Annotated in this window: 23 protein-coding genes and 1 pseudogene; 9 read left to right on the forward strand and 15 right to left on the reverse strand. The window is 59.0% G+C overall.

Annotation, left to right across the window (positions count from 1 at the left end):
• Positions 1-427 precede the first annotated feature (427 nt).
• From ACOTTU_RS10985 to ACOTTU_RS11020, 8 genes are all read left to right on the forward strand, one after another.
• Positions 428-1,822: a putative bifunctional diguanylate cyclase/phosphodiesterase gene (locus tag ACOTTU_RS10985; protein ID WP_425658357.1), complete on the forward strand. Its 1,395-nt coding sequence runs from the start codon at positions 428-430 to the stop codon at positions 1,820-1,822.
• 153 nt (positions 1,823-1,975) lie between these two features.
• Positions 1,976-3,796, forward strand: coding sequence for a membrane protein insertase YidC (yidC, locus tag ACOTTU_RS10990; RefSeq protein WP_425658000.1), 1,821 nt, complete (start codon positions 1,976-1,978; stop codon positions 3,794-3,796).
• Positions 3,796-4,533, forward strand: coding sequence for an MOSC domain-containing protein (locus tag ACOTTU_RS10995; protein WP_425658002.1), 738 nt, complete (start codon positions 3,796-3,798; stop codon positions 4,531-4,533). Before yidC ends, ACOTTU_RS10995 begins: the two co-directional genes overlap by 1 nt.
• Complete coding sequence (gene yihA, locus ACOTTU_RS11000; protein ID WP_425658004.1) at positions 4,533-5,183, forward strand: ribosome biogenesis GTP-binding protein YihA/YsxC; 651 nt, start codon at positions 4,533-4,535, stop codon at positions 5,181-5,183. The genes ACOTTU_RS10995 and yihA overlap by 1 nt, the downstream gene beginning before the upstream one ends.
• A 59-nt stretch (positions 5,184-5,242) precedes the next feature.
• Complete coding sequence (gene argB / locus ACOTTU_RS11005) at positions 5,243-6,106, forward strand: acetylglutamate kinase (RefSeq protein WP_298919200.1); 864 nt, start codon at positions 5,243-5,245, stop codon at positions 6,104-6,106.
• Between the two features lie 57 nt (positions 6,107-6,163).
• Positions 6,164-6,958: a sterol desaturase family protein gene (locus tag ACOTTU_RS11010; RefSeq protein WP_425658007.1), complete on the forward strand. Its 795-nt coding sequence runs from the start codon at positions 6,164-6,166 to the stop codon at positions 6,956-6,958.
• Positions 6,955-7,608 carry a ferredoxin gene (locus tag ACOTTU_RS11015; RefSeq protein ID WP_425658009.1) on the forward strand — a complete coding sequence of 218 codons (654 nt, stop codon included), beginning with the start codon at positions 6,955-6,957 and terminating at the stop codon, positions 7,606-7,608. Before ACOTTU_RS11010 ends, ACOTTU_RS11015 begins: the two co-directional genes overlap by 4 nt.
• Before the next feature lie 4 nt (positions 7,609-7,612).
• The gene (locus ACOTTU_RS11020; protein ID WP_425658011.1) at positions 7,613-8,107 is read left to right on the forward strand and encodes a SixA phosphatase family protein; all 495 of its coding nucleotides are present in this window, start codon (positions 7,613-7,615) and stop codon (positions 8,105-8,107) included.
• Positions 8,108-8,130: 23 nt separating this feature from the next.
• Here the strand turns inward: ACOTTU_RS11020 and ACOTTU_RS11025 are convergent, their stop codons facing one another.
• The 14 genes and pseudogenes from ACOTTU_RS11025 to ltnD form a co-directional block, all read right to left on the reverse strand.
• On the reverse strand, positions 8,131-8,901 hold the full coding sequence (locus tag ACOTTU_RS11025) for an amino acid ABC transporter ATP-binding protein (RefSeq protein WP_298919207.1): 771 nt from the start codon (positions 8,899-8,901) through the stop codon (positions 8,131-8,133).
• A gap of 13 nt (positions 8,902-8,914) precedes the next feature.
• Positions 8,915-10,213 carry an ABC transporter permease subunit gene (locus tag ACOTTU_RS11030; protein WP_425658013.1) on the reverse strand — a complete coding sequence of 433 codons (1,299 nt, stop codon included), beginning with the start codon at positions 10,211-10,213 and terminating at the stop codon, positions 8,915-8,917.
• Between the two features lie 3 nt (positions 10,214-10,216).
• Positions 10,217-11,431: an amino acid ABC transporter permease gene (locus ACOTTU_RS11035; protein ID WP_298919211.1), complete on the reverse strand. Its 1,215-nt coding sequence runs from the start codon at positions 11,429-11,431 to the stop codon at positions 10,217-10,219.
• Positions 11,432-11,560: 129 nt separating this feature from the next.
• Complete coding sequence (locus ACOTTU_RS11040) at positions 11,561-12,577, reverse strand: amino acid ABC transporter substrate-binding protein (protein WP_298919213.1); 1,017 nt, start codon at positions 12,575-12,577, stop codon at positions 11,561-11,563.
• A gap of 190 nt (positions 12,578-12,767) precedes the next feature.
• Positions 12,768-13,484, reverse strand: coding sequence for an ATP12 family chaperone protein (locus ACOTTU_RS11045; RefSeq protein ID WP_425658016.1), 717 nt, complete (start codon positions 13,482-13,484; stop codon positions 12,768-12,770).
• Positions 13,481-14,155: an HAD-IA family hydrolase gene (locus ACOTTU_RS11050; RefSeq protein ID WP_425658018.1), complete on the reverse strand. Its 675-nt coding sequence runs from the start codon at positions 14,153-14,155 to the stop codon at positions 13,481-13,483. The genes ACOTTU_RS11045 and ACOTTU_RS11050 overlap by 4 nt, the downstream gene beginning before the upstream one ends.
• Positions 14,152-15,192: an RluA family pseudouridine synthase gene (locus ACOTTU_RS11055; RefSeq protein WP_425658020.1), complete on the reverse strand. Its 1,041-nt coding sequence runs from the start codon at positions 15,190-15,192 to the stop codon at positions 14,152-14,154. The genes ACOTTU_RS11050 and ACOTTU_RS11055 overlap by 4 nt, the downstream gene beginning before the upstream one ends.
• The gene (gene crcB, locus ACOTTU_RS11060) at positions 15,189-15,569 is read right to left on the reverse strand and encodes a fluoride efflux transporter CrcB (RefSeq protein WP_425658022.1); all 381 of its coding nucleotides are present in this window, start codon (positions 15,567-15,569) and stop codon (positions 15,189-15,191) included. Before crcB ends, ACOTTU_RS11055 begins: the two co-directional genes overlap by 4 nt.
• 58 nt (positions 15,570-15,627) lie before the next feature.
• Entirely contained in the window at positions 15,628-16,425 is a 798-nt protein-coding gene (locus ACOTTU_RS11065) for a pentapeptide repeat-containing protein (RefSeq protein ID WP_425658024.1), read from the reverse strand.
• 134 nt (positions 16,426-16,559) lie between these two features.
• The gene (locus ACOTTU_RS11070) at positions 16,560-17,885 is read right to left on the reverse strand and encodes a replication-associated recombination protein A (RefSeq protein WP_425658026.1); all 1,326 of its coding nucleotides are present in this window, start codon (positions 17,883-17,885) and stop codon (positions 16,560-16,562) included.
• Between the two features lie 72 nt (positions 17,886-17,957).
• Positions 17,958-18,740 carry a hydroxypyruvate isomerase family protein gene (locus ACOTTU_RS11075; protein WP_425658027.1) on the reverse strand — a complete coding sequence of 261 codons (783 nt, stop codon included), beginning with the start codon at positions 18,738-18,740 and terminating at the stop codon, positions 17,958-17,960.
• Positions 18,737-19,384 (reverse strand): aldolase, encoded by a 648-nt coding sequence (locus tag ACOTTU_RS11080; RefSeq protein WP_425658028.1) that lies wholly within the window; start codon positions 19,382-19,384, stop codon positions 18,737-18,739. The genes ACOTTU_RS11075 and ACOTTU_RS11080 overlap by 4 nt, the downstream gene beginning before the upstream one ends.
• On the reverse strand, positions 19,381-20,631 hold the full coding sequence (otnK, locus tag ACOTTU_RS11085; RefSeq protein ID WP_425658030.1) for a 3-oxo-tetronate kinase: 1,251 nt from the start codon (positions 20,629-20,631) through the stop codon (positions 19,381-19,383). Before otnK ends, ACOTTU_RS11080 begins: the two co-directional genes overlap by 4 nt.
• Positions 20,631-21,554 (reverse strand): annotated as a pseudogene (gene ltnD / locus ACOTTU_RS11090) (L-threonate dehydrogenase); the annotation flags it as partial. The gene otnK and the pseudogene ltnD, both read right to left, overlap by 1 nt.
• Positions 21,555-21,666: 112 nt before the next feature.
• On the opposite strand from ltnD, the gene ACOTTU_RS11095 reads away from it, so the two are divergent.
• On the forward strand, positions 21,667-22,680 hold the full coding sequence (locus tag ACOTTU_RS11095) for a LacI family DNA-binding transcriptional regulator (RefSeq protein WP_425658031.1): 1,014 nt from the start codon (positions 21,667-21,669) through the stop codon (positions 22,678-22,680).
• Between the two features lie 69 nt (positions 22,681-22,749).
• Here ACOTTU_RS11095 and rplQ read toward each other — a convergent pair whose 3' ends face one another.
• On the reverse strand, positions 22,750-23,169 hold the full coding sequence (gene rplQ / locus ACOTTU_RS11100; protein WP_298919234.1) for a 50S ribosomal protein L17: 420 nt from the start codon (positions 23,167-23,169) through the stop codon (positions 22,750-22,752).
• Positions 23,170-23,216: the final 47 nt, after the last annotated feature.

Here is a 23,216-nt window from a genome sequence, read left to right on the forward strand (position 1 = left end):
CCGTGCTACGCGGCGCAGATGTTATCGATGCAAGCCTTATCCCCGCAGATCTTACCAATACTCAACCGCTTGGACAGCCCTTTGACGGGCAGTGAATCCGCGGGACGACACTGGCTGTTGCCAGCCGTCCAATTTAGCGAGCCAAGCCTGAAACGGGTAAACTTTTAGGCAAACACACTGACTTTTTTGAAGCGACGTTAACCGAAGCCTCACCGCTCGATGCCTAATCTGTGTCGGAATCTATCTTGTACGCCGGTGTGAAGAAGGAATGGATATGGCAGGGGTTTTGCCGAATGGCTGGGAACGCGCCCGTTCAAAGGTGGCAGGGTTTCTGTCGCGCCCCGCTGCATTTGCCTGCTTGCCGGCCACATGTCTGGGCATCTATTGGCTCGGGGGCGATCTGGCGTTGGTCGGCATCGCGGTACTCATGCCGCTGGTATATGTTCTGATCAGCGGCGCAAATCCAGGCGGGGCATTTGCGGCCAACGAACGCGACGGGGCTGGCCTGATCAATCGGCAGGCGTTCAATACCTTTGCTGATCGGACCTTTGAAAGTGCGCGGGACAAATCCCAGAAATCCGCAATTTTTAAGGTCGAAATCGACGATTACAACGATCTTGCGGACAGGTTTGGCCAGACCGCCGCAGATAATGTCGTCGCCCGCACCGGCGAGAGATTGGTGGCCACGATGCGTGACAATGATGCCGTCGCACATTCCGGCGATTTCAAGTTCTCAGTTTGTCTGGCGCCTGTGCGTCAGCTTGATCTTGAACTTTGCATTCAAATGGCGGGGCGAATTCAAACCGCGTTGGAGGAACCTGTATCAATTGACGGCACCGCCGTCTACGTCACGACATCGCTAGGTTTTTGCCAGCTCAATCAAGTGATTACCAAGTCTTCAAAAGACTGGGGCGAAGCAGCGGAAACGGCGCTGCGAGAAGCACATAATCATGGTCCCAGCGCAATCCGTGCTTACTCGGACGAAATGAAGCGGAAGACCGAGATTCGCGCTGAGCTGCGCGAAGAAGTTTCGAACGCTCTTGAAAAAGGTCATATCCGCCCCTGGTTCCAACCCCAGATATCGACGGATACGGGACGCGTTACAGGTTTCGAAGCACTGGCGCGCTGGCATCACCCAGACCGCGGGATGATTTCCCCGGCAGATTTCTTACCTGCGATCGAGCAGGCAGACATGCTTGAGCGGTTGGCAGAAGTCATGATGTTTCAAGCCCTCACCGCGGTAAAAGCGTGGGACTCGGCTGGCGTTAACGTTCCCCAGGTAGGCGTGAATTTCGCGGGTCCCGAGCTCAAAAACCCAAAGCTTGTGGAAAAAGTTCAATGGGAACTGGATCGCTTTGAACTGACGCCGGCACGACTGGCGGTTGAGGTTCTTGAAACGGTCGTTGCAAGTGCTCCTGATGATGTCATCAGCCGCAACATCAATGGTCTGGGTCAGCTAGGCTGTCGAGTGGACCTTGATGACTTTGGCACGGGCCATGCGTCCATTGCGTCTATACGCCGCTTCTCTGTCAGCCGCATCAAAATTGACAGATCCTTCGTTATGAAAGCGGACCGCGATCCGGAACAGCAACGGATGATCAGCGCCATACTCACCATGGCTGAACGGTTGGGTATAGAGACCTTGGCCGAAGGCGTGGAAAGTGCCGGAGAGCACGCTCTTCTTGCTCAGTTGGGATGTGACCACGTGCAAGGCTTCGGCATCGGAAAACCCATGCCATTTGAAGACACCATCGAATGGATCAAAAAACATAATTCCAAATTGCAGGATATGCCCAGTATTTTTGACAATAGGACAGGTTGAACTCGGCGGTTGGCGAGGCGTTCCATGCGGGTTTTTCCAACATCAGGCTTACGACTGACCTGAAAACCATCAAAAGCCGCGAATCCGCTTGACCTTTTGGCCTGCACTCTGTTGAACCCACGCTGATATCAAATAGATCAGGTGGCTGTCCCGATGGACGATCAGAACAAGAACCTTATTCTTGCAACAGCGCTCAGTTTCCTTGTGATCCTTGTGTGGTTTGTTCTTTTTCCACCGCCTGAACCTGAGGTGCCCCTGGACGCACCAACCCCTGAGCAGACGGCAGGCTCCGGCGGTGAGGCTATACCGGTGGCACCCACGGAAGCCGCGTCCGCGCCCCTTAGCACGGAACCTCGAACGACAGCTGTTCCGCTCGAAAATGCTCCGCGTATCGCGATCGAAACGCCCCGGTTGACCGGATCGGTTTCTCTGATTGGCGGACGGATTGATGATTTGAAACTGAAGGATTATCGAACGACGCTTGAAGAGGGCGCACCCATCGTCACAATGCTATCGCCCCAGGGGAACAACGACGCCTATTACGCTCTGCAGGGCTGGGCGCCCGGTGCTGGTATCGACCCTGCCGCCGTGCCCGGGCCCGACACCGAATGGACGCTCAAGAACGGCGAAACACTTTCTGTTGACAGCCCGATCACCCTCTCTTGGGACAATGGTGCCGGACAGATCTTTGAACGCACGATTGCCGTCGATCAAAACTACATGTTTTCGTTGACGCAGTCGGTGGCCAACAATGGCAATGCGCCTATCAGCGTCGCCCCCTACGGCATGATCGTGCAGCACACGACACCAGATGATCTGGAGAATTTCTTCATCCTTCACGAAGGCGCCGTCGCAATGGCGGACGAAGAACTCGCCGAAACCGACTGGGATGAAGTTTCCGAAGCCGAACTGAACCCGAAATGGGGCCGTCAGGCCATCGTCAAGGAGGATGTCGCATCCGGCTGGATAGGATTTACCGATCACTTCTGGCAGGCGATCCTCATCCCGCTGGCCGGTCAAACCTTTGATCAAGCCCTCACCTACGATGCGCGCACCGACATTTACCGCGCGGTCACACGTATGCCGACCCAAACCGTTGCCGCAGGAGCCTCGGTGAGCATAACAACGCAACTTTTTGCCGGTGCGAAAGAGTGGGCAATGTTGCGGGAATACGAAAGTCAAGGGGTGCCAAAGTTCATCGACAGCATTGACTGGGGTTGGTTTTTCTTCCTGACGAAGCCCATCTTCTGGCTATTGCACGAGTTGAACAAACTCATTGGTAACATGGGTTGGGCAATCATCGGGCTGACGTTGATCATCAAGGCGATCCTCTTTCCGCTGGCTTATAAATCCTATGTCTCCATGGCGAAGATGAAAGAGCTTCAGCCGCAGATGGAAAAGCTCAAAGAACAGGCCGGCGACGACCGCCAGAAAATGCAACAAGGCATGATGGAGCTCTACAAGAAAGAAAAAGTGAACCCAGCTGCCGGTTGTTTGCCCATTCTCTTGCAAATCCCGATCTTCTTTTCGCTCTATAAAGTGATCTTTGTCACCATTGAATTGCGCCATGCCGCATTCTTTGGCCCCTTTCAGGACTTGAGTGCGCCCGACCCCACATCGCTGTTGAACTTCTTCGGCCTGCTGCCCTTCCAGGGGCCTGAAGCGGGGTCCATTATGGCCCTCATCTTCATCGGCATCTTGCCTTTGCTGCTTGGCATTTCCATGTGGTTGCAGCAGAAACTCAATCCCGCCCCCACCGATCCCACGCAACAGATGATCTTTGCTTGGATGCCATGGGTATTCATGTTCATGCTGGGCAGTTTTGCCAGCGGCCTCGTGGTCTACTGGATCGCCAACAACACGATCACCTTCACCCAGCAGTATCTGATCATGCGCAGCCAAGGCTACACGCCGGATGTGTTTGGCAACATCAAGAGTGGATTCAGCCGGAAATCAAAATCGGACACTGAGTGATGCAGATAGCCCATATCCTGCGCCACCCGCTGAAGAGCCACGGCCGGGAAGCGCTGACATCCGTGGCCTTGCGCAGCGGTGAGGCGATGCCTTGGGACAGGGTCTGGGCCGTGGCGCACGAAGCGTCCAAAGCCGACGGCAGCTCATGGGCGCATTGCGCCAATTTCAGCCGCGGGTCCAAAGCGCCCGGTTTGCTCGCCATTTCCTCCAAGCTGGATGAAGCCAATGAGCAGTTGCATCTGACCCATCCAAACCGTCCCAATCTGAGTTTTCACCCTGACACCGAGGCTGACAAGCTGATCGAATGGGTGCAACCTCTGGTGCCGCAGGACCGCGCCTTGCCTGACCGCATTGTGCGTCTTGACGGACGGGGCTTTACCGACAGTGACTTCCCGTCTGTCACGCTATGCAATCTGGCATCACACCGAGCCGTGGAACAACAATTGGGTCACGCATTGTCCATTCACCGCTGGCGGGGCAACCTTTGGTTCGATAGCGATGAACCCTGGATCGAATTTGACTGGATGGGACGTGACATCCGTATCGGAGGCGCAACCATTCGGCTGCGCGAACGTACCGACCGATGCCTTGCAACCACAGCCAACCCCGAAACCGGTGAACGCGACGCAGATATTCTCGGCACTCTTAAGCACTGGGACCATCAGGATTTCAGCGTACGCGCCGAAGTGGTCGAAGGTGGTCCGATCACGATCGGCGACACCGTGAAGGTGCTGTGATGCAACTGCCCTTTCCCATTGTCGAAGAACCCGATGCACAAACCCTTGAGGACGGGCGCTTGCTCTTTGCGGGAGAAACGGAGTTTGTCAAAGGTGTCGTGGCCATGTCGGGCCTGCCTGCGCCGGATCGTCTGGAGGTCTGTTTCGCGGGCCGCTCCAACGTCGGCAAATCGTCCCTGATCAATACACTCACCGGGCGCAAAGGGCTCGCACGCGCGTCAAACACCCCCGGCCGCACGCAGGAGATCAACTTTTTTACAGCGGGTGATGCCCATTATCTGGTCGATTTGCCCGGCTACGGCTTTGCCAATGCGCCGGTAGCCGTGGTGGAAAAATGGCAACGGTTGCTTAAGCAGTATCTGTCTGGCCGCCAGACCCTGCGCCGTGCGTTTGTATTGATCGACGCACGTCACGGTATCAAGAAAGTTGATGACGAAATCCTCAGCCTGCTGGATAGCGCGGCAGTGACGTTTCAGGTTGTCCTGACCAAGGCCGACAAGGTCAAGGAGGCCGAGCGCGCAAAGGTACTTGACCAGGTGCGACAAGCGCTCTCCAGGCATCCCGCCGCCTACCCGGAGCTTCTTGTCACGTCGAGCGAGAAAGGCTGGGGCATTCCGACCCTGCGCAGCGTCATCGCAACACTGGAATAAGTGGGCCTCTTGCACCAAAGTGGTCGCAGCATCATAACCACCGAACACACGGCCCCAAAATGAAGACCCAGGATATGAATCGCGACTGGATCGCCACAGCAAGCACCCTCAACAAGGCCCTGCCCTATTTGCAGCGCTATGCCGATGCGACCGTCGTGATCAAATTGGGCGGTCACGCCATGGGCAGCGACGACGCGATGGATGAATTCGCCCGCGATGTGGTGCTGATGCGGCAGGTCGGCGTCAACCCGGTGATCGTCCATGGCGGCGGGCCGATGATCAACGCGATGCTCGATCGTCTTGAGATCAAATCCGACTTTGTGAACGGCAAGCGGGTCACGGATGCGGCCACGATGGACGTGGTTGAAATGGTGCTGAGCGGCCTGGTCAACAAACGCATCGTTCAGGCGATCAATGGTCAGGGCGGGCGGGCTGTCGGCCTGTCGGGCAAGGACGGGCGGCTGATCACTTGCTCGCAAACCGATCCCGATCTGGGGTTTGTCGGCACGCCCGAGACCATAAATCCCAGATTGTTGCGTGATTTGACGGACAAGGAATACATCCCCGTCATCGCGCCGCTGGGCACCGGACAAAGCGGCGAGACCTTCAACATCAATGGCGATACCGCAGCCGGGGCCGTTGCGGCGGCGCTCAAGGCTGACCGGCTCTTGCTCTTGACGGATGTGGCCGGGGTGAAAAATGCTGCGGGCGAGGTCGTTACGGAATTGAGTGCAGCACAGATCCGGCAGATGACGGCGGAGGGTACAATCGCAGGTGGCATGATCCCGAAAACAGAGACAGCGCTTGATGCGCTTGAGGGAGGTGTTCGTGCAGCGGTTATTCTCGACGGGCGCGCGCCAAATGCCTGCCTGCTGGAGCTTTTTACCGAGCATGGTGCAGGGTCCATCATCCGGGCAGACTGACGCAGTTGTGTCTATCCACCGCTTGGAGCCTTTGCCTGCGTGCACTAGATGTGGGTCATGGAGAACGAAGCGATCATCCGCCTGAGCATTTTCATCGGCCTCTTTGCCCTTCTTGCGACGCTTGAGGCCATCGCGCCGCGTCGCGAACGCCATCAGCCCCGCAGCCGTCGCTGGGTGACGAACTGGGGTATCACACTGCTCAATACCCTTGCCTTGCGTGCTCTCGCCATCGCCTTGCCCTTTCTCGCCGTCGGTGCCGCCATAGACGCGCAAGCGCAAGGTTGGGGCCTGCTGAACGCGCTGACCTGGCCCGCGTGGATAGAAGTCGTCGCCGCCATTCTGGCGCTCGATTTCGCCATTTGGCTGCAACATCTCATCACCCATAAGGTCCCGCTTTTGTGGCGCCTGCACCGGGTGCACCATGCGGATCGGGACATGGATGTCACAACCGCCATTCGCTTTCATCCAGTGGAAATCGCCCTGTCCATGCTGCTGAAGATTGGCCTTGTCTATCTGCTGGGTCCTGCGGCAATTGCCGTTATTCTTTTCGAGATCATGCTTAACGGCACGGCCATGTTCAACCATGCCAACCTGCGCCTGCCGCTCTGGCTCGACGCTGTTGTGCGGCGTGTTCTGGTGACGCCTGACATGCACCGCGTGCACCACTCCGTGCACCGCGAAGAACACGACAGTAACTACGGGTTTGCCCTGTCGATCTGGGATCAGATGTTCGGCACCTATATTCCACAACCAAAAGCCGGACATGACGATATGCTGGTCGGCCTTGAATGGCAGGATGATCGCCCAAGCCGGTTTGGCTGGTCGATTGCTCTGCCCTTTACCAAAAAATGATCTTGGAGCTGATAGAAAAACTCGCGGCCCCCTCGGGGCTCTTTGTGATGGGATCATTCCATCCTCGGCACATCTATCAATCTCAGGACGCCGCCGGCACGCTTGTTCTGCTGGGAGCGGGCAAGGAATGCTGGCCGCGCTTCACGTCCTCCGATGAGTTCACGGACGGGCAGCCCGATCCTCTGGACCGCTGGTCCAAGCGCATGATCGGCTGGATTGCCGGCGAGATCGGCGCAAAAGATATCTACCCGTCTGACGGCCCGCCCTATGCGCCCTTCATCGGTTGGGCGCTCAACACGGGTCGGTTTTTTCAGAGCCCTACTGGCATGATGGTGCATGACACCGCTGGCCTGATGATTTCGATCCGGGGTGCCTTGCGGTTTGAAGCGGAACTGGACTTGCCTGATGTGACCCTGGGCGCCCCCTGCGAAACCTGCGTTGCACGACCTTGTATTAGCGCATGCCCAGTGGGCGCATTATCGACCGATCACGCTTATGATGTCCCCGCGTGCAAATCTTTTCTGGACACGGATGCCGGTCAGGACTGTATGCAGCAAGGGTGCAATGTCCGCCGCGCATGCCCGGTGTCGCAAAGCTTTGAGCGTGACCCCGAACAATCCGCTTTTCACATGATCTCATTCAAAGGATGAATTGATGCTGCGGCTGATCCTGATGCGTCATGCCAAATCGGATTGGGGTCATAAAGGGCTGTCCGACCACGACCGACCATTGAACGCCCGTGGCACGACATCCGCGAAATTACTCGGGGACTGGCTGCGCGCCAAAGGATATCTGCCTGATCAGGTTCTCAGTTCCTCGGCAGAGCGCACGGGCCAGACCTTGTTGGGTCTAGGGTTTGATCAACCGATGCAAACAACTTTCACCCGCGCGCTCTATCTTGCGGATGCCGACGGGATGTTGCGTATTCTGCAAGCTGCGACCGGGACATGCGTTTTGATGATTGGTCATAATCCCGGCATATCCGAACTGGCCGAAAACCTGCTGAACAATTCGGTCAGTCACGACAGATTCTTCGATTACCCCACCGGCGCCACACTGGTCGCCGATTTCGATGCGCAAGGCTGGAACGACATCGGCTGGCACCAGGGCCAGCCGATTGATTTCATCATCCCGCGCGAGCTGCCATAACCCGCGCATCGGTCTACCGGGTGTCAGTGCCCGAGGATCTGGCTGAGGAACAGCTGCGTCCGTGGCGATTGCGGGTTGTTAAAGAACTCTTCCGGTTCGTTTTGTTCCACGATTTGCCCCGCATCCATAAAGATCACGCGGTTCGCCACCTGACGGGCAAATCCCATCTCGTGGGTCACGCAGAGCATGGTCATGCCCTCTTCGGCCAGTTCGATCATGGTGTCGAGCACCTCTTTGATCATCTCAGGATCGAGCGCGGAGGTGGGTTCGTCAAAGAGCATGATGCGCGGACGCATGCACAAGGACCGCGCAATCGCCACCCGTTGCTGCTGACCGCCTGAAAGCTGACCGGGGAACTTATTGGCCTGATCGGGGATTTTCACCTTCTCCAGGAAATGCATCGCCGTTTCTTCGGCTTCTTTCTTGGGTGTCTTGCGCACCCAGATCGGCGCCAGCGTGCAGTTTTCCAGGATCGTCAGATGCGGGAAGAGGTTGAAATGCTGAAAGCACATGCCAACCTCTGACCGGATCTTGTCGATGTTTTTGAGATCGGACGACAGCAAGGTGCCATCCACCTCAATCGAGCCCTGCTGGTGCTCTTCCAGTGCGTTAATGCAGCGAATGAGCGTGGATTTACCGGACCCCGACGGCCCGCAGATCACGATCCGCTCGCCACGATTGACCGTCAGGTCAATGTCGCGCAGCACGTGGAAGGTGCCATACCACTTGTTCATCTTGTTGATGGTGATCGCGATCTCGTCAGAGACCTGCATTTGTGTTGCGTGTTCAGCCATTGTTCAGGCCTCCTTATCGGTGGTCGGTCGCGAGGCGACGTTCCAGCCATTGTGAGTATTGCGAAATGCCGTAGCAGACGACGAAGAAGAGGAGGGCCGCAAAGCCAAAGAGCTCCCAGTAGACGCCGTTCCATTCGGTAGACGCGAGGATCGGTCCGCGGATCATCCCAATCATATCGAACATCGAAATGACCGACACCAGCGTGGTATCCTTGAAGAGACCAACGGCCACGTTCACGATCCCCGGGATGGAGATTTTGAGCGCTTGCGGCAAGATGATCAGACGCATCGCCTGCGCATAATCCAGACCCAGACTGTCGGCCGCTTCATATTGTCCCTTCGGCAGGGCGGCGAGGCCACCCCGGATCACCTCGGCGATATAGGCTGCCGAGAACATGGTGATCATGATCACCACGCGCAGGAACAGGTCCACACCGGAACCGGGCGGGAAGAAATAGGCCAGCATGACGTTCGCCACGAACAGCAGGGTAATCAGCGGCACGCCCCGGATGAATTCGATGAAGATCACGCAAATCCATTTGATCAGCGGCATGCTCGATTGACGCCCCAGCGCCAGCGCAATACCAATCGGTACCGACAACGACACGCAAGTCACACCCAGCATCATGTTGAGCATGAAGCCCCCCATGTAGCGGCTGGGAACGGCTGAGAGGGTTGCGTTCTCTGATGCATTATCCGGGATCAGCAGGCCGCCGATATACCAGATAGCGAAGGCTGCCGCGATCCCGCCAAAGAAGCCAGCAGCAAAGCTGCCCGCAACCAGGCGTTGGTAAACCATGAAGCCCCCCGCAACGCCGACCAATGCAAGGATCGGCACAAAAATCGTCCCCCCCCAAAGCAGATAGTAGGCGATGAACGGGTAGAGCGCTGTGAAGGCCAGCAATTTGCGCGGCAGGTCGAAAAACAGGACCGGTGCAGCTGCGATGAACAGCAGGATGAAGGCCAGACCCGGGCGCCAGTACTGGTCGTCGGGGTACTGGAAGCCGAAAAGCAACTGATTCCAGCGCTCTGTCAGCACCGCGAAACAGGCCGCCGAGGCGCCGTCGAGGATGTCGCGACAGGCCGAAAGGCTGGGCGCGTTCCAGATGCCGCCCAATATCCAGGGCAGCGCCGAGGACAGGATGGCGTAGATGAAATAAAGTGCCACCAGCGTCAGCAGTCCGTTGAGCGGTGTCGCAAAGAGGTTGTCCTTGATCCACTTGGCCGGTCCGGCGGCATTGCTGGGTGGTGGTGCTGTTGGCACTTCCTCCGTGCGGACGAAGGCAACGGAATTCGCATGTATATCTGACATGTCCTAGCGCTCCTTCAGGGCAACGGATTTGTTGTAGACGTTCATCACCGCCGAGATCAGCAGCGAGATCGTCAGGTAGAACAACATCATCAGCACCACGCATTCGATGGCGCGGCCGGTCTGGTTCAGGGTGATCCCGCCCAGCGTCGCGGTGACGTCGGCGTATCCCACCAGAATGGCCAGAGATGAGTTCTTAGTGATGTTGAGATATTGCGAGATCAGCGGTGGGATGATGACGCGCAGGGCCTGCGGCAGAACCACAAGGCTCATCACGCGGCCCGACCGCAGCCCCAGAGCGGAGGCCGCCTCGGTCTGGCCACGCGACACCGCCTGAATGCCTGCACGCACGTTTTCCGCGATGAAAGCGCCGGTGTAGATGGACAGGGCGAACCAGATCGCAATCAGGGGTGCACCGATCTTGATACCACCCTGAAAGTTGAAACCCTTCAACGCCGGAACATCGAGGCCGATGGGCATTCCCATGAGAAAGAACATCAGGAGGGTCGGCACGAAGAAGATCGCCAGACTGGGCCATCCCATTGGCAGCAGGCGGCCCGTATCATAGAGCAGCTTCGTAGCATAACGCCGATAGCCGATCACCCCGATGACAGAGGCAATGAACGTGGCGACGACCACCATGGACCCCGGGCCCCAGACAGGGGCGGGGATATAGACACCGCGGTTGGTGAAAGCGAAAAGATCCAGCAGCATGGTTGACGTTGGGTTGTCGCCGCGGAACTCACGTGGGCCGGGCAAAACAACGGTCATGATGCCGTAAATGATCAGGATCCAGATCAGCACGGGGATATTGCGGAAAATCTCGACGTAGAAGGCCATGATCTTCGAGACCAGCCAGTTCTTGGACAGGCGCAGAACACCCGCCAGAACGCCAAAGATAGTCGCCATGAGACAGGCCAGAAAGGCCACAAGCAGCGTATTGAGAATGCCAACGATCGCGGCGCGGGCATTTGTCGACTGGCTGGTATATTCGATCAGGCGCTGGTTGATGTCATAACCGGCAGGTGCGCCAAGAAACGAAAAATCGATCCTCAACCCCTGCGCCTGAAGATTGGCCGCGAGATTGCTATAAAGATAGCCAACCGAAAGCGACAGAAGGATGAAAGCCAACACCTGAAACGTCGTCGAGCGATACCGCGTATCGTTGATCAACATAGACAGGTTGAAGGACTCCCTGGGCGGGTCCGTCAGTGTCGTCATTGAATTTTCCCCGTGGTTCCGACCTTGATTTTAACGGACACTTTGCGCGCCTCGGTGGTCGGGTTATGGTTTTATGGGTCGTGATATGCGAAGGGCGCAGGATTTCCTGCGCCCTTGGCCGTTTGGTTCTTAGCGGAACGGAGGCGAGTAGATCAGGCCACCGTTTGTCCACTGCGCGTTGAGGCCGCGCGCCAGACCGATCGGTGTTTCTTCACCGATGTTCTTGGCGAAGACTTCACCGTAGTTGCCGCCTGCGGCAATCGCGCGCTTTGCCCAGTCGGCATCCAGACCGAGCATTTCGCCCAATGTGCCTTCGGTTCCAAGCAGACGCGCCACTTCAGGGTTCTCTGTGCTCGCCGCCATCTCGTTGATGTTGGTCGATGTCACACCCAGCTCTTCAGCTGTGACCAGCGCATTCAGCGTCCAGCGCACAACATCACCCCATTCGTCGTCGCCATGACGCACAAGCGGGCCCAGAGGCTCTTTGGAGATGATTTCCGGCAGCAGAACGTGGTCGCCCGGGTTCTCGAAAGTCGCACGTGTCGATGCCAGACCGGATGCGTCCGTTGTGTAAGTGTCGCAAGCGCCGGCAAGGTATTGTTGCTGACCTTCCGCGTTTGTCTCGATTGGCACCGGCTCGTAGCTGATGTTGTTGGCGCGGAAGAAGTCAGCAAGGTTCAACTCGGTTGTTGTACCTGTCTGAATGCAGACGGTTGCGCCATCAAGATCCTTCGCTGAGGACACGCCCAGCGCTTTGGGGACCATGAAGCCCTGACCATCATAGTAGTTCACACCAGTGAAGGTGAACTTGAGGTCAACGTCGCGGCTGAAGGTCCACGTGGTGTTACGTGCCAGCATGTCGATTTCGCCGGAGGCCAGAGCGGTGAAGCGCGTCTTGCCGGTTGTCGGCACGAATTCAACGGCATTCGGGTCATTCAGAACAGCAGCGGCGACAGCGCGGCATACAGCAACGTCAAAGCCCTTCCACTCGCCGTTTGCGTCGGGAGCCGCAAAGCCCACCAGACCTGTGGTGACGCCACAGTTCAGTTTGCCGCGTGCTTTGACGTCGTCCAACGTACCAGCAGCCGCTGCACCGGCCGAAAGACCAGCAATGGTCAGCGCGCCAAGGATTACAGATTTTTTCATTTTTACCTCTTCCTGATTTTCCGCCATTTTTGACGGGTCGACCGGCAACTTGAGCGCCGGAGGCGATGTTGGAAGTTATTGCCTTCCAAGTGGGCGACATACTGCTCGGATTCAGGCGAAAACGTCAAGGGCGGGGGCCTGAAAATCACGCCCGCCCATACGTAACTTATCGTGTGAGTTGCCGTTATCGCTAACTTTCCGGCTGACAGAGGTCAAAAACCACTTTGGCGTGTTCAAATGCGTCCTGTTTTATCGCAGCCGCCGCCTCGGCGTCCTCATCCGCGCCCCATTGTTCCGCCTGCCAGAGTTCATCAAGACGTGAAATGTCCCAAATCGCTTTGGATGTTTTCACATCTTGCGCGGCCGCGAAGGCGAGAATCAGCGACCCAGAGAGGCTGACAAGGTCGTGAAACGCGGCAAGCTCAAAATCAGTCAGCGCATGCACCTGTGCTCTGAGGCGCGCGAGGGCCGCGCTGCCCTGGGGCTGATGCATGACGCCTGATCGTGGCTCAAGCGTCACACCTAACGCTGTGCTTGCCCAGGCCAGCATGGGATCCCATTGCTCGGCCTGACGGGCCACAAGCTCTGCCGGTTGATCGGCTCGGTAGCACAGCAGATCGCTGTCCCCATAATCCGCCAGCATATCGGCCACTTCCGCGTGCTGGAGCGCCACCTTGTCCAACGCCGCATTGGCGGTGCGGGTGAAGGGCATGGTTGTCGGATCAACGTATTCATGCTGCGCGTCCCACTCCGCAGCAATGGCCGCAGCCAACCTGCGGGTCGGCACCACCAGCGCCTTCTTTGCCGGCGTCTTGACCGGCTTTGTGTCCAGGGTGATCGCATATCCACCCTCGCCCTCCACAGCCTCCGCTGATGTCCAGAACCGTTTTGCTTTCCACTCGCTCATGGAAAAGCCCTCCAATGATCGTCGAGCGCCGCCTCCAGGTCGTCAAAATCCGTGACAACTTTTCTGGCCGCGCGCAGGGCGGATATCGGATGATACCCCCAGCTGACACCAAAGCCGTGCACGCCAGCGGCAGCCGCCATTTCCATGTCGAAACTTGTATCGCCAATCATCACCGTTCCGGCGGGCTCGGTGCCTGCATCCGTCATCGCTTGCAGGATCATCGAAGGATGCGGCTTTGAAGGATGAAAATCTGCCACTTGCTGTGTCACAAACAACCCTTCCAGATCATGGGCTTCAATCAGCTTGTCGAGGCCGCGTTTCGATTTACCCGTCGCCACTCCCAATAGCGTGTCCGGCTGGGCATTCAGTCGCGCCAGCGTCTCTCTGGCCCCGGGGTAAAGCGGCGAAGACTGGGCAGCGCCGGTTTGTGCCCGCAACGCAATATAGGCGTCCTTATAGGCCGCCACCATGCGCAGATGATCCGCATCCGGTGCCAGCCGCGCCATGGCGACATCCAGCGAAAGGCCGACAATGCCAAGGATCGCGTTGCGTTCGGGAACCGGTAGGCCCACCGCCTCGAAGGCCAGCGTCATCGCGGCGATGATATCGCCCTGACTGTCCACAAGTGTGCCATCCACATCGAAGATCACCAGCCGCAGCCCTGTGCTCATTCCAACGCCTCGAACGGGTCATCGGCGGCGAGATCGTCTGTCCAGCCAAAGGTCTCCCAGCTTTGCGCCATGTGATCCGGCATCGGTGCCGTCACGGTGATGATCTGGCGGGTTTCTGGATGCTCAAAGCGCATCATCCGCGCGTGCAGATGCAGTTTCTTGGAAATGATCCCGCCGAGCTGAGCGCCCCACCCGTCGCCGAGGTTTTCCTGGCCGGAGCCGCCGTATTTGCCATCCCCGATGATCGGGTGACCAATCTCTGCCATATGCGCGCGCAACTGGTGGGTCCGGCCGGTGACCGGTTCCATCGCCACCCACGCCGCCCGCGAAGCAACGCGGTAAAGCGTGGCGTAAAGCGTATGCGCACGTTTTGCGCCGGGCGTGTCGTCAACGTCGCGTGGGTGGACGGCGATCATTTTTTCGCCTTCACCGCCTTTGCCGTGGCCCGGGGCTTTGACAAGTCCGTAGCGCACCTCTCCCAGATAGGGGCTCGGCACACCGGCAACCAGCGCCCAATAGATCTTGCGGGTGTCGCGATGTCGCATGGCTGCGGTCAGGGATTTTGCGGCAAGCCGCGTGCGCGCCAGCAGCAGAACCCCGGAAGTATCCTTGTCCAGCCGGTGCACCAATCGCGGCTTTTCATCAAACCCGAATTTCAGCGCTTCCGACAGCCCGTCCACATGGCGGGTTTGCTTTGACCCGCCCTGCGTCGGCAGCCCGGCCGGTTTATTGAGGGCAATGACATGCTCATCCCGGTAGATGACGCAGGACTGGATCAATTTGGCGTCCGCGTCCGACACACGGCGCTTTTCGGTAAGGGGTGCTGCCTGATCCGGCAGCGGCGGGATGCGCACCTGCTGGCCCGCCTCTATCCGCGTGGCGGCCTTGACGCGGCCCCCATCAACCCTGATCTCGCCCTTGCGGCACATCTTTTCGATGCGCCCCTGACTGATTTGCGGAAACTGCTGGCGAAACCAGCGGTCAAGGCGCTGATCACCATCGTCAGTGGCCACGGTGACTGTCTGCACCCGGCTCATAGCAACACCATCCGCATCAGCCAGAGCCCCGCCATTAGTCCCATGATCGACAAGCCCACGGAGAGCGCCATATAAACCCCTGCCAGCCCAAGGTTGCCACGTTCGATCAAGGTGACGGATTCAAGCGAAAAAGCCGAGAAGGTCGTGAACCCACCCAAAATCCCGGTCATCACAAAAGGCGCAAGATGCGTCAGGCCCCGATGCGCGGCCAGCACGACAAATGCGCCCATCAGAAACGACCCCACGATGTTCGCAGCCATGATTGCCAACGGCAGCTCTGTGGGGCCGGTCAGGCGCAGCACAGAGACCCCCCAGAGAAAGCGCAGGGACGCCCCGATTGAACCACCAAGGGCCACCATGATCAGAGTTTTCATCATGGGCGGTCTGTCACGCACGCCCGCTCGATTGTCAAGTTTTGTACGGCCCGGGAAAGATCTATTTCCAAATTGCCCGCTTAAAGTTGCGTGCATCGGTAAATTGGCCATCGGTCGCGCCCTGCAAAGCCAGCAATCGGGTCGAGGTAATATCTGCCTTGTCAAAGACAGCGCCCGCCACCGACGCGCCGGTCAGATCGGCGCCGCCAAGGGTCGCCATCGACAAATCGGCATCTGTCAGGTTGGCGTCGCGCAGCTTGGCGAATTCCAGGTCAGCCCGGGACATCAAGGCCCCCGTCAGATCAGCACCATCCAGCAGCGCCTTGCGCAGAACACCGCGCATCAGTCCCATGGACTGGTTGCGCATATCCGCAGAGAAATCCGCACCACGCAGATTTGCACCGGTCAGATCAGCGCGGGTGAAATCTGCGGCGGCACGCGAATTCTCCAGATCTGCGCCGGTGAAATCCGCATTGTGGAATTGCGTTTGAAACAGGGAGGCACCGCGCAGGCTGGCACCTGAGAAATCAGACTTCAAAGCCCAGGCCTGATCGAGAACGGCGTCGTCAAACCTCGCCCCGGAAAAATCAGTGCCGTTGAACGCAGCGGCACGCAAAATCGCACCGGAAAAATCCAGACCAGAAAGATCGAGCCCGTTGAGCCGCATACGGGTGAAATCCGCCGGGTTTGTCTCAGTGGATTTCGCCAAGCGGTCTGCGACTTCTTCGCGGGTCAATTCCGCTTCGACCATCCGCGGCAGGGTCAGATCGACACCGTCCATTGCAGATTGTGTCAATCCGGCGGAGCCCTGAAAGCACAGAAACAGGGCGAGTATCGCAAAGATGGCTCTGGTCATCATGGGCCCTTTCGGCGCGCGGAGCAGACAGCTGGCAGCATGCCCCGCCCCTCTCTCTGGACAAAGCGCCGACCGGGGAAGATCACGAAATCGTTATATGGCACCGCTTGCCCACGCGACGTGACAAAGCCCAACGCCTAGTTTTCTTCGCGCCGTGCCCGCAGCTTGGCAAAATACTCCACGCGCTTTTTCATTTCACGCTCATAGCCGCGCTCTGGGGGCGCATAAAACGCCGGGCGCTCCATATCATCGGGAAAGTAGTGTTGCCCGGAAAAACCGTCTTCGGCGTCATGATCATAGGCATAACCATCGCCGTATCCCTCATCCTTCATCAGCGTCGTTGGCGCATTCAGGATGTGCTTGGGTGGTGGTTCTGATCCGGTTTCTTTGGCCAGACGCATCGCCTGCTTGAATGCCACGTAAGCGGCATTGGATTTCGGTGCCAGCGCCAAGTAGATCACCGCCTGCCCAAGGGCCAATTCGCCCTCCGGAGAGCCAAGGCGCTCATAGGTGGACCAGGCATCCAGACACAGACGCGTGGCCTGAGGGTCCGCCAGACCGATGTCTTCGGTTGCCATCCGGGTGATCCGTCGCGCCAGAAAACGCGGGTCTTCTCCCGCCGCCATCATCCGCGCCAGCCAGTACATCGCGGCATCCGGGTCCGACCCGCGTACCGATTTATGCAGCGCCGATATCAGATTGTAATGCCCGTCGCCGGATTTATCGTATTGCGCGGCCCGTCGTTGCAGTCGGGCGGCCAGTTCCTTCGGGTCGAGCGGCGCGTCAGGTGCCATGGATGACAGCTGTTCGATGAGATTCAGCAGCGCACGCCCATCGCCATCGGCCATTTCCAGCAGGGCCGTACGCGCCGTGGCAATCAGCGGCAATTTCTTGTCCAGCATTTGCTCCGCGCGCGCGGCCAGTTCCTCCAGCGCCTGCGGATCCAGCCTTCGCAGCACAAGGACCTGCGACCGCGACAGCAGGGCGGAATTCAGCTCAAACGAAGGGTTTTCCGTGGTCGCCCCGACCAGCACGATAGTGCCGTCCTCCATATGCGGCAGGAAACCGTCTTGCTGCGCCTTGTTGAAACGGTGGATTTCATCGACGAACAGCAGCGTGCCCTGCCCTATCCGCTGTCTTGTCTTTGCGGCCTCAAAGACTTTACGCAACTCGGATACACCCGAAAAAATGGCGCTTATCTGCACAAACGCTCGATCTGACGCATCCGCCAGCAACCGCGCTATTGTGGTCTTGCCCACACCCGGTGGCCCCCAGAAGATCAGCGAGGAAAGCGCATTTGCCGCCAGCATCGCGCCAAGGGGTGCATCCTCACCCAGAAGGTGATCCTGCCCGATCACCTCGCTCAATTGCGCGGGCCGCAACCGGTCCGCCAGAGGACGGTCACGGGGTTCAGGTGCTTGTTCGCGCGCGGTGTCCGGCAGGTCGCCAAAGAGATCGGTCATAACCGGCTTTTACCCCACGCCGGGGTGATTTGAAATCGTCATGATGACCTCTCGGGCACGCTGGCGCTTGGGTCAGGTCTCGACCCATTCTGAACGCGCCGCCGCCATCCAACCAAGTGTCTGCGCTGTGGGACCGCCGGGTTTGTATTCAGCGCCCAGCGGTGCGCCATACCCCAGATCAGACAGGACCCGGAAGATATGCGCATAGTTGACCTCGCCATGATCGGGCGCACCCCGATCCGGAACCGATGCAATCTGGATATGTCCGATCAAGGGCATCAGATCGGCCAGCCGGTGGCTGAGATCGCCCTCCATCAGTTGCACATGATAGCAATCGAACATCAGCGCCAGATTGGGTGCGTCCACCTCCGCAATGATCGCCTGGGCCTGATCGGTCGAGGTCAGAAAATACCCGGGCGCGTCGTAGCGGTTCAGGGGTTCGATCAGGATTGTGACCCCGTTTTCGCGCGCGCCATCACAAGCGTAGCGCAGATTGGCGATGAAAGTGTCATGCGCCTCAGGTCCGGTTGCATAACCCGCCATGACATGAATACAGCGCGCGTCAATCGCACCGGCATAGGCCAGCGCCTCGTCTATTGCGGCACGGGCTTGTGCAACCCGGTCCGGCAAAGCGGCCAACCCGTTTTCCCCCGCCTCAAGGTCGCCACGTCTGGTGTTGAGCCCCAGAATCGTCAGCCCGGTCTCCTCCAGCGCTGCCTTTACCAGACGTGCAGGCACATCATAGGGCCAATGGCATTCCACCGCGTCAAACCCCGCGGCTTTGGCCGCATGGATGGCATCAGGCAAGGCCAGCTCCGCCCAGAGAAACCCAAGATTCGCCGAGAATTGGGTCATGCGTCCCACTCCACATCGAAATGGGTCACCAGATCGCTGATCTGCGCAGGTGTGAGCTGGCGGCTCTCAATCCCCCGCATCATCATCGCCAGCCGCGCGGTGTCTTCCAGCTCTTCGATGGCATTGCAGGCCGCCTCCACGTCTTTGCCAGCCACGACCGGGCCATGATTGGCCAGCATCACAGCACTCCGCTTGCCCGCAAGCCCGCGCACCGCCTGCCCCATGGCCGGATCGCCCGGTCTGAAGAAGGGCAACAGCGCCACTTTTCCCAGTTTCATGATCGCATAGGGTGTGAGCGGCGGCAGAAAATCATCCGCATCCGCATCAGGCATCAACGACAGGGCCACCGCGTGGCAGGAATGCAAATGCACCACAGCGCCCGCCGTGCTACGCGTGTCATAGAAAGCCGCGTGCAGCGGCATTTCCTTGGTGGGTGGGTCGCCTTCGATGAGCCGCCCTGACGCATCGAACCGCGACAGACGCGCCGGATCAAGTCGCCCGAAACTGGTGCCTGTGGGCGAGACCAGCAGCCCGCCATCCTCCGTACGCGCCGAGATATTGCCGGTAGACCCGCCCGTCAGTCCCCGGTCAAACATTGACTTGGCCAAAAGGCAGATCAATTCGCGCAGCGCCGCTTCCGTCATGTGCCTGCCCCCAGCACGGCCGCCGCCTTTGCGAAATAATCCTCGGCCCCGAAGTTTCCCGATTTGAGGGCAACAACCAAGCCGTTACCTGCCCGCAGTGCTGGCACGCCGGGGTCGATCTCCGGTCCGATTTCCAACGTCGCCAGGCCCAGCCCCTCCACCACCGCACCGGAGGTTTCGCCCCCTGCGGTCAGGATTTTCGGAACGCCGGCAGCCACTAGCAGGCGCGCCACGTCTGCGAAAAAAGCCTCAAGCGCCTGCGCGGCGTTCTCGCGGCCGAACTGCCGTTGCACTTCTGCGATGTTTTCGGGGTCGGCGGAACTGTAGACCAAAGGGATGCCCTCCGATGTCAGCACCCAGTCGGTCACGGTTTCCGGCGACAGTTGCTGCGTGATCACCTCTGCGGCGCTGATCTCAAACGACGGGTGCGATGTGCAATGTGCGGCAACCTGGGCCCGTGTCGCCCTTGAGCAGGACCCGGACAAGGCCACGCATTTTCCGGCCTCGCCCCGCCAGGTCGTGGCGCGCGGAACCATCATGCCGCGCCGGGCAAAATTCTGCGGCAGCCCCAATGCCACACCTGATCCGCCGGTGATCAGCGGCAAACCGTCAGCCGCCGCGCCAATTTCCATCAGGTCCGCATCGCGCAGAGCATCCACAACGATAAGGCGTTTGCCCGCCATATGTTCCGCCTGCAACGCATCTTTGATCGATGCCGCCCCGGCCAGAACGGCCCCCGCCCCCACATGGCCCACCGCATGACGGGTTTGCGGGGCGAGCCAACGGCGGATGTCGGGGTCTGTCATCGGGGTCAGCGGGTGGTTCTGCATGCCGCTTTCATTCAGCAATCTATCAGCCACAAACAGGTGGCCCTGATAGATCGACCGACCGGTGCCCGGAAATGCGGGGCAGACGATCACCTTTTCGGCCCCCAGCGCTTCGATCAACGCATCCGCAACCGGACCGATGTTCCCTTCGGGTGTGGAATCGAAGGTCGAGCAATATTTAAAAAATATCTGAACACAGCCCTGCGCGCGCAGCCATTCCAAAGCAGCCAGAGAGTGACGGACCGCCTCAGCAGGGTCGATCGAGCGTGATTTCAGGGCGACGACCCCGGCATCGACATCCTCTGCCGCGGGATTTTCGGGAACGCCGGTGTATTGTACCACGCGCATCCCCTGTTTCGACAGCGTATTGGCCAGATCAGACGAGCCCGTGAAATCATCTCCGATACACCCCAACAGCATCAGGCGTCTCCGGGAAGGGTTAGGCCCGCATTGCGGGCGTAGACCTTGGCAACTGCGGCATCATCTTCGCGACCCAGCCCCGAGCCCGATGCCGCCAGAAACTGCTGCAAGGCCGCTGCCGTCAGGGGAGCACCAAATTTGGCCGACTTCGCGATATCCAGCACGATCCCCAAATCTTTGGGCCAGATGTCGACCGATGAATGCGGCGTGTAATCGCCGGCCACGATGTGCGGTGCGCGGTTTTCCAGCATCCAGGATGTGCCCGCACATTTGCTGATGACCTCAACGAATTTATCCGGCGTCACCCCTTGGGTCATCCCGAAGGTCAGCGCCTCTGCCATCGCGGCGATATGAACTCCCGCCAGCAATTGATTGACGGCCTTCATCGCCGAGCCAGCACCGGGTTGGTCACCCAGTTCAAAAACCGTGGCTGCGGTGGCCTCCAGAACCGGGCGCGCCGCATCGAAAGCCGCCGCACTTCCTGATGCCATTACGCTCAACGCACCTTGCGCCGCTTTTGCCGCACCGCCCGAAATGGGCGCATCAAGATAATGCAGGCCCGCAGCCGCACAGCGTCCGGCCATATCGCGGGCAAACTCAGGTGCCACCGTGGCGCAGGCCATCACGACAGCACCCGGTTTGAGGTGTCCCGCGACCCCTTCTGCGCCAAAGAGGACCTCTTCGGTCTGCACGGCATTCAACACCACGATCACAACCGCATCCAACGCTCCGGCAACGGCGTGCAACTCACCCGCCGCGCCGCCCTCCGCCTGTAGCCTTGCCTGCGTGTCTGGCGCAATATCATAGCCATAGGTGGTGTGACCTGCCCGCAGCAGCGATTGCGCCATACCATATCCCATGGACCCCAGACCGATCACCGCGGTTTTTCTGGTCATCACCTTGTCCTTTGCTCTGCTTGGCGTCCAGCCTGTCTCTTTCGAGGATCAGAATAGAATATGTTTACGTAAACATATCGGTTATATATGTATGTTTACGTAAACATAAGTCAAGCGATTCGTATCAGGAGCGACACGGGTGAGTGACGGCAAACCAGCACGCCCAACAATGGAAGATGTGGCCCGGCACGCCGGAGTCAGTCAGATGACCGTATCCCGCGTGATGAGCAGCAAGGGTTACATCTCTGAGAAAGTGCGCGACAAGGTCCTCACCGCCGCCCGCGACATCGGATATGTGCAGAACCGGCTGGCGCGGGGCTTGCGGTCCGAACAGACCCCGCTGATCGCCGTGGTCCTGCCGACGCTTGGCAATACCGTCTTCACCGATGTGCTCAGCGGCATCACCGATGCGTTGACCCAAAACGGGTATCGCCCGGTCTTCGGGCTGACCGAGTATTCTGAAACCCGCGAAGAAACCCTGGTCCGCGATCTGCTGTCCTGGCGGCCGTCCGGTATCGTTCTGACCGGGCTTGAACATTCTGGGGCGACACGACAGGCGATCGCCGCGTCCGGGGTGCGGGTTGCCGAGATCATGGATGTGGACGGCCCCGCAATGGAATGCGCCTTTGGCCTGTCACAAAAGGCCGCCGGCCAGCACACCGCGCGGCATTTGCTGGGCCGGGGCCACCGCCGCTTCGCCTATGCCGGCAGCCAGAACGGTCAGGACCTGCGGGCCGTGAAGCGGCTGGAAGGGTTTCGGCAAACCCTGCGCGAGGCAGGTGCCGTCATGATCTCCGAAGACGTCAGCACCGCCCCGTCCTCAATGGTCGAGGGGCGGCGTCTCACCGCCGACATCCTGACGCGCGCCGACCAGCCTGACGCGATTTACTACGCGAGTGACGATCTTGCGGCGGGCGGCCTCATGCATTGTCTCAGTAACGGCATCGACGTTCCCGGAACGCTCGCTCTTGCCGGGTTCAACGGCCTTCCGTTTCTGAACGCTCTGCCGTTGCAACTCACAACGGTAGAGACACCCCGTTATGAGATCGGGCTGCAGGCCGGGCGGTTTCTGGTCTCTGATCAGGCGCAGGAGGCCCTACCCGATGGATGCGTCGATCTGGGCTTTACGCTGATACCCGGGCAGACCTGCTGACCGAAGGCACAAAAAAACCCTCATCCCGTGAGGGACGAGGGTCAAACGCAAGCGCTCTATGCGCAAGCTTTATTCTTCTGCGGCTTCTTCCGCTGCAAGGCGCGCCTTGTCCGACGCCCCTTTGGCATCGCGGTCCCGGTCCACGAATTCGATGATCGCCATGGGTGCCATGTCGCCATAGCGGAACCCGGCTTTCAGAACGCGCACATAACCACCCTGACGGTCCTTATAGCGGGGACCCAGCACGTCAAACAGTTTGGCAACATACTGGTCCTGCTTCAGCTTGGCGGCGGCCTGACGGCGCGCGTGCAAATCGCCGCGTTTCGCCAGCGTGATCATTTTTTCGATGATCGGGCGCAGTTCCTTGGCTTTTGGCAAGGTTGTCTTGATCTGCTCATGTTCGATGAGCGAGCCCGCCATGTTTGCCCAGAGCGCCTTGCGGTGCTCATGTGTGCGGTTCAGGCGGCGGTATCCACGTGCGTGACGCATTTTCTATCTCCTAACATGCCCTCTACGGGCGGTTTTACTTTGTCTGG

Origin of the sequence: Roseobacter sp. EG26, from assembly GCF_049830555.1 — a bacterium.
Lineage (GTDB): Bacteria > Pseudomonadota > Alphaproteobacteria > Rhodobacterales > Rhodobacteraceae > Roseobacter.

Excerpts from the sequence above, each read along its gene's own strand:
- ACOTTU_RS10985 (WP_425658357.1), top strand. The coding sequence starts at position 428 with ATGCCGCTGGTATATGTTCTGATCAGCGGCGCAAATCCAGGCGGGGCA.
- yidC (WP_425658000.1), top strand. The coding sequence starts at position 1,976 with ATGGACGATCAGAACAAGAACCTTATTCTTGCAACAGCGCTCAGTTTC.
- ACOTTU_RS10995 (WP_425658002.1), top strand. The coding sequence starts at position 3,796 with ATGCAGATAGCCCATATCCTGCGCCACCCGCTGAAGAGCCACGGCCGG.
- yihA (WP_425658004.1), top strand. The coding sequence starts at position 4,533 with ATGCAACTGCCCTTTCCCATTGTCGAAGAACCCGATGCACAAACCCTT.
- argB (WP_298919200.1), top strand. The coding sequence starts at position 5,243 with ATGAAGACCCAGGATATGAATCGCGACTGGATCGCCACAGCAAGCACC.
- ACOTTU_RS11010 (WP_425658007.1), top strand. The coding sequence starts at position 6,164 with ATGGAGAACGAAGCGATCATCCGCCTGAGCATTTTCATCGGCCTCTTT.
- ACOTTU_RS11015 (WP_425658009.1), top strand. The coding sequence starts at position 6,955 with ATGATCTTGGAGCTGATAGAAAAACTCGCGGCCCCCTCGGGGCTCTTT.
- ACOTTU_RS11020 (WP_425658011.1), top strand. The coding sequence starts at position 7,613 with ATGCTGCGGCTGATCCTGATGCGTCATGCCAAATCGGATTGGGGTCAT.
- ACOTTU_RS11025 (WP_298919207.1), bottom strand. The coding sequence starts at position 8,901 with ATGGCTGAACACGCAACACAAATGCAGGTCTCTGACGAGATCGCGATC.
- ACOTTU_RS11030 (WP_425658013.1), bottom strand. The coding sequence starts at position 10,213 with ATGTCAGATATACATGCGAATTCCGTTGCCTTCGTCCGCACGGAGGAA.
- ACOTTU_RS11035 (WP_298919211.1), bottom strand. The coding sequence starts at position 11,431 with ATGACGACACTGACGGACCCGCCCAGGGAGTCCTTCAACCTGTCTATG.
- ACOTTU_RS11040 (WP_298919213.1), bottom strand. The coding sequence starts at position 12,577 with ATGAAAAAATCTGTAATCCTTGGCGCGCTGACCATTGCTGGTCTTTCG.
- ACOTTU_RS11045 (WP_425658016.1), bottom strand. The coding sequence starts at position 13,484 with ATGAGCGAGTGGAAAGCAAAACGGTTCTGGACATCAGCGGAGGCTGTG.
- ACOTTU_RS11050 (WP_425658018.1), bottom strand. The coding sequence starts at position 14,155 with ATGAGCACAGGGCTGCGGCTGGTGATCTTCGATGTGGATGGCACACTT.
- ACOTTU_RS11055 (WP_425658020.1), bottom strand. The coding sequence starts at position 15,192 with ATGAGCCGGGTGCAGACAGTCACCGTGGCCACTGACGATGGTGATCAG.
- crcB (WP_425658022.1), bottom strand. The coding sequence starts at position 15,569 with ATGATGAAAACTCTGATCATGGTGGCCCTTGGTGGTTCAATCGGGGCG.
- ACOTTU_RS11065 (WP_425658024.1), bottom strand. The coding sequence starts at position 16,425 with ATGATGACCAGAGCCATCTTTGCGATACTCGCCCTGTTTCTGTGCTTT.
- ACOTTU_RS11070 (WP_425658026.1), bottom strand. The coding sequence starts at position 17,885 with ATGACCGATCTCTTTGGCGACCTGCCGGACACCGCGCGCGAACAAGCA.
- ACOTTU_RS11075 (WP_425658027.1), bottom strand. The coding sequence starts at position 18,740 with ATGACCCAATTCTCGGCGAATCTTGGGTTTCTCTGGGCGGAGCTGGCC.
- ACOTTU_RS11080 (WP_425658028.1), bottom strand. The coding sequence starts at position 19,384 with ATGACGGAAGCGGCGCTGCGCGAATTGATCTGCCTTTTGGCCAAGTCA.
- otnK (WP_425658030.1), bottom strand. The coding sequence starts at position 20,631 with ATGCTGTTGGGGTGTATCGGAGATGATTTCACGGGCTCGTCTGATCTG.
- rplQ (WP_298919234.1), bottom strand. The coding sequence starts at position 23,169 with ATGCGTCACGCACGTGGATACCGCCGCCTGAACCGCACACATGAGCAC.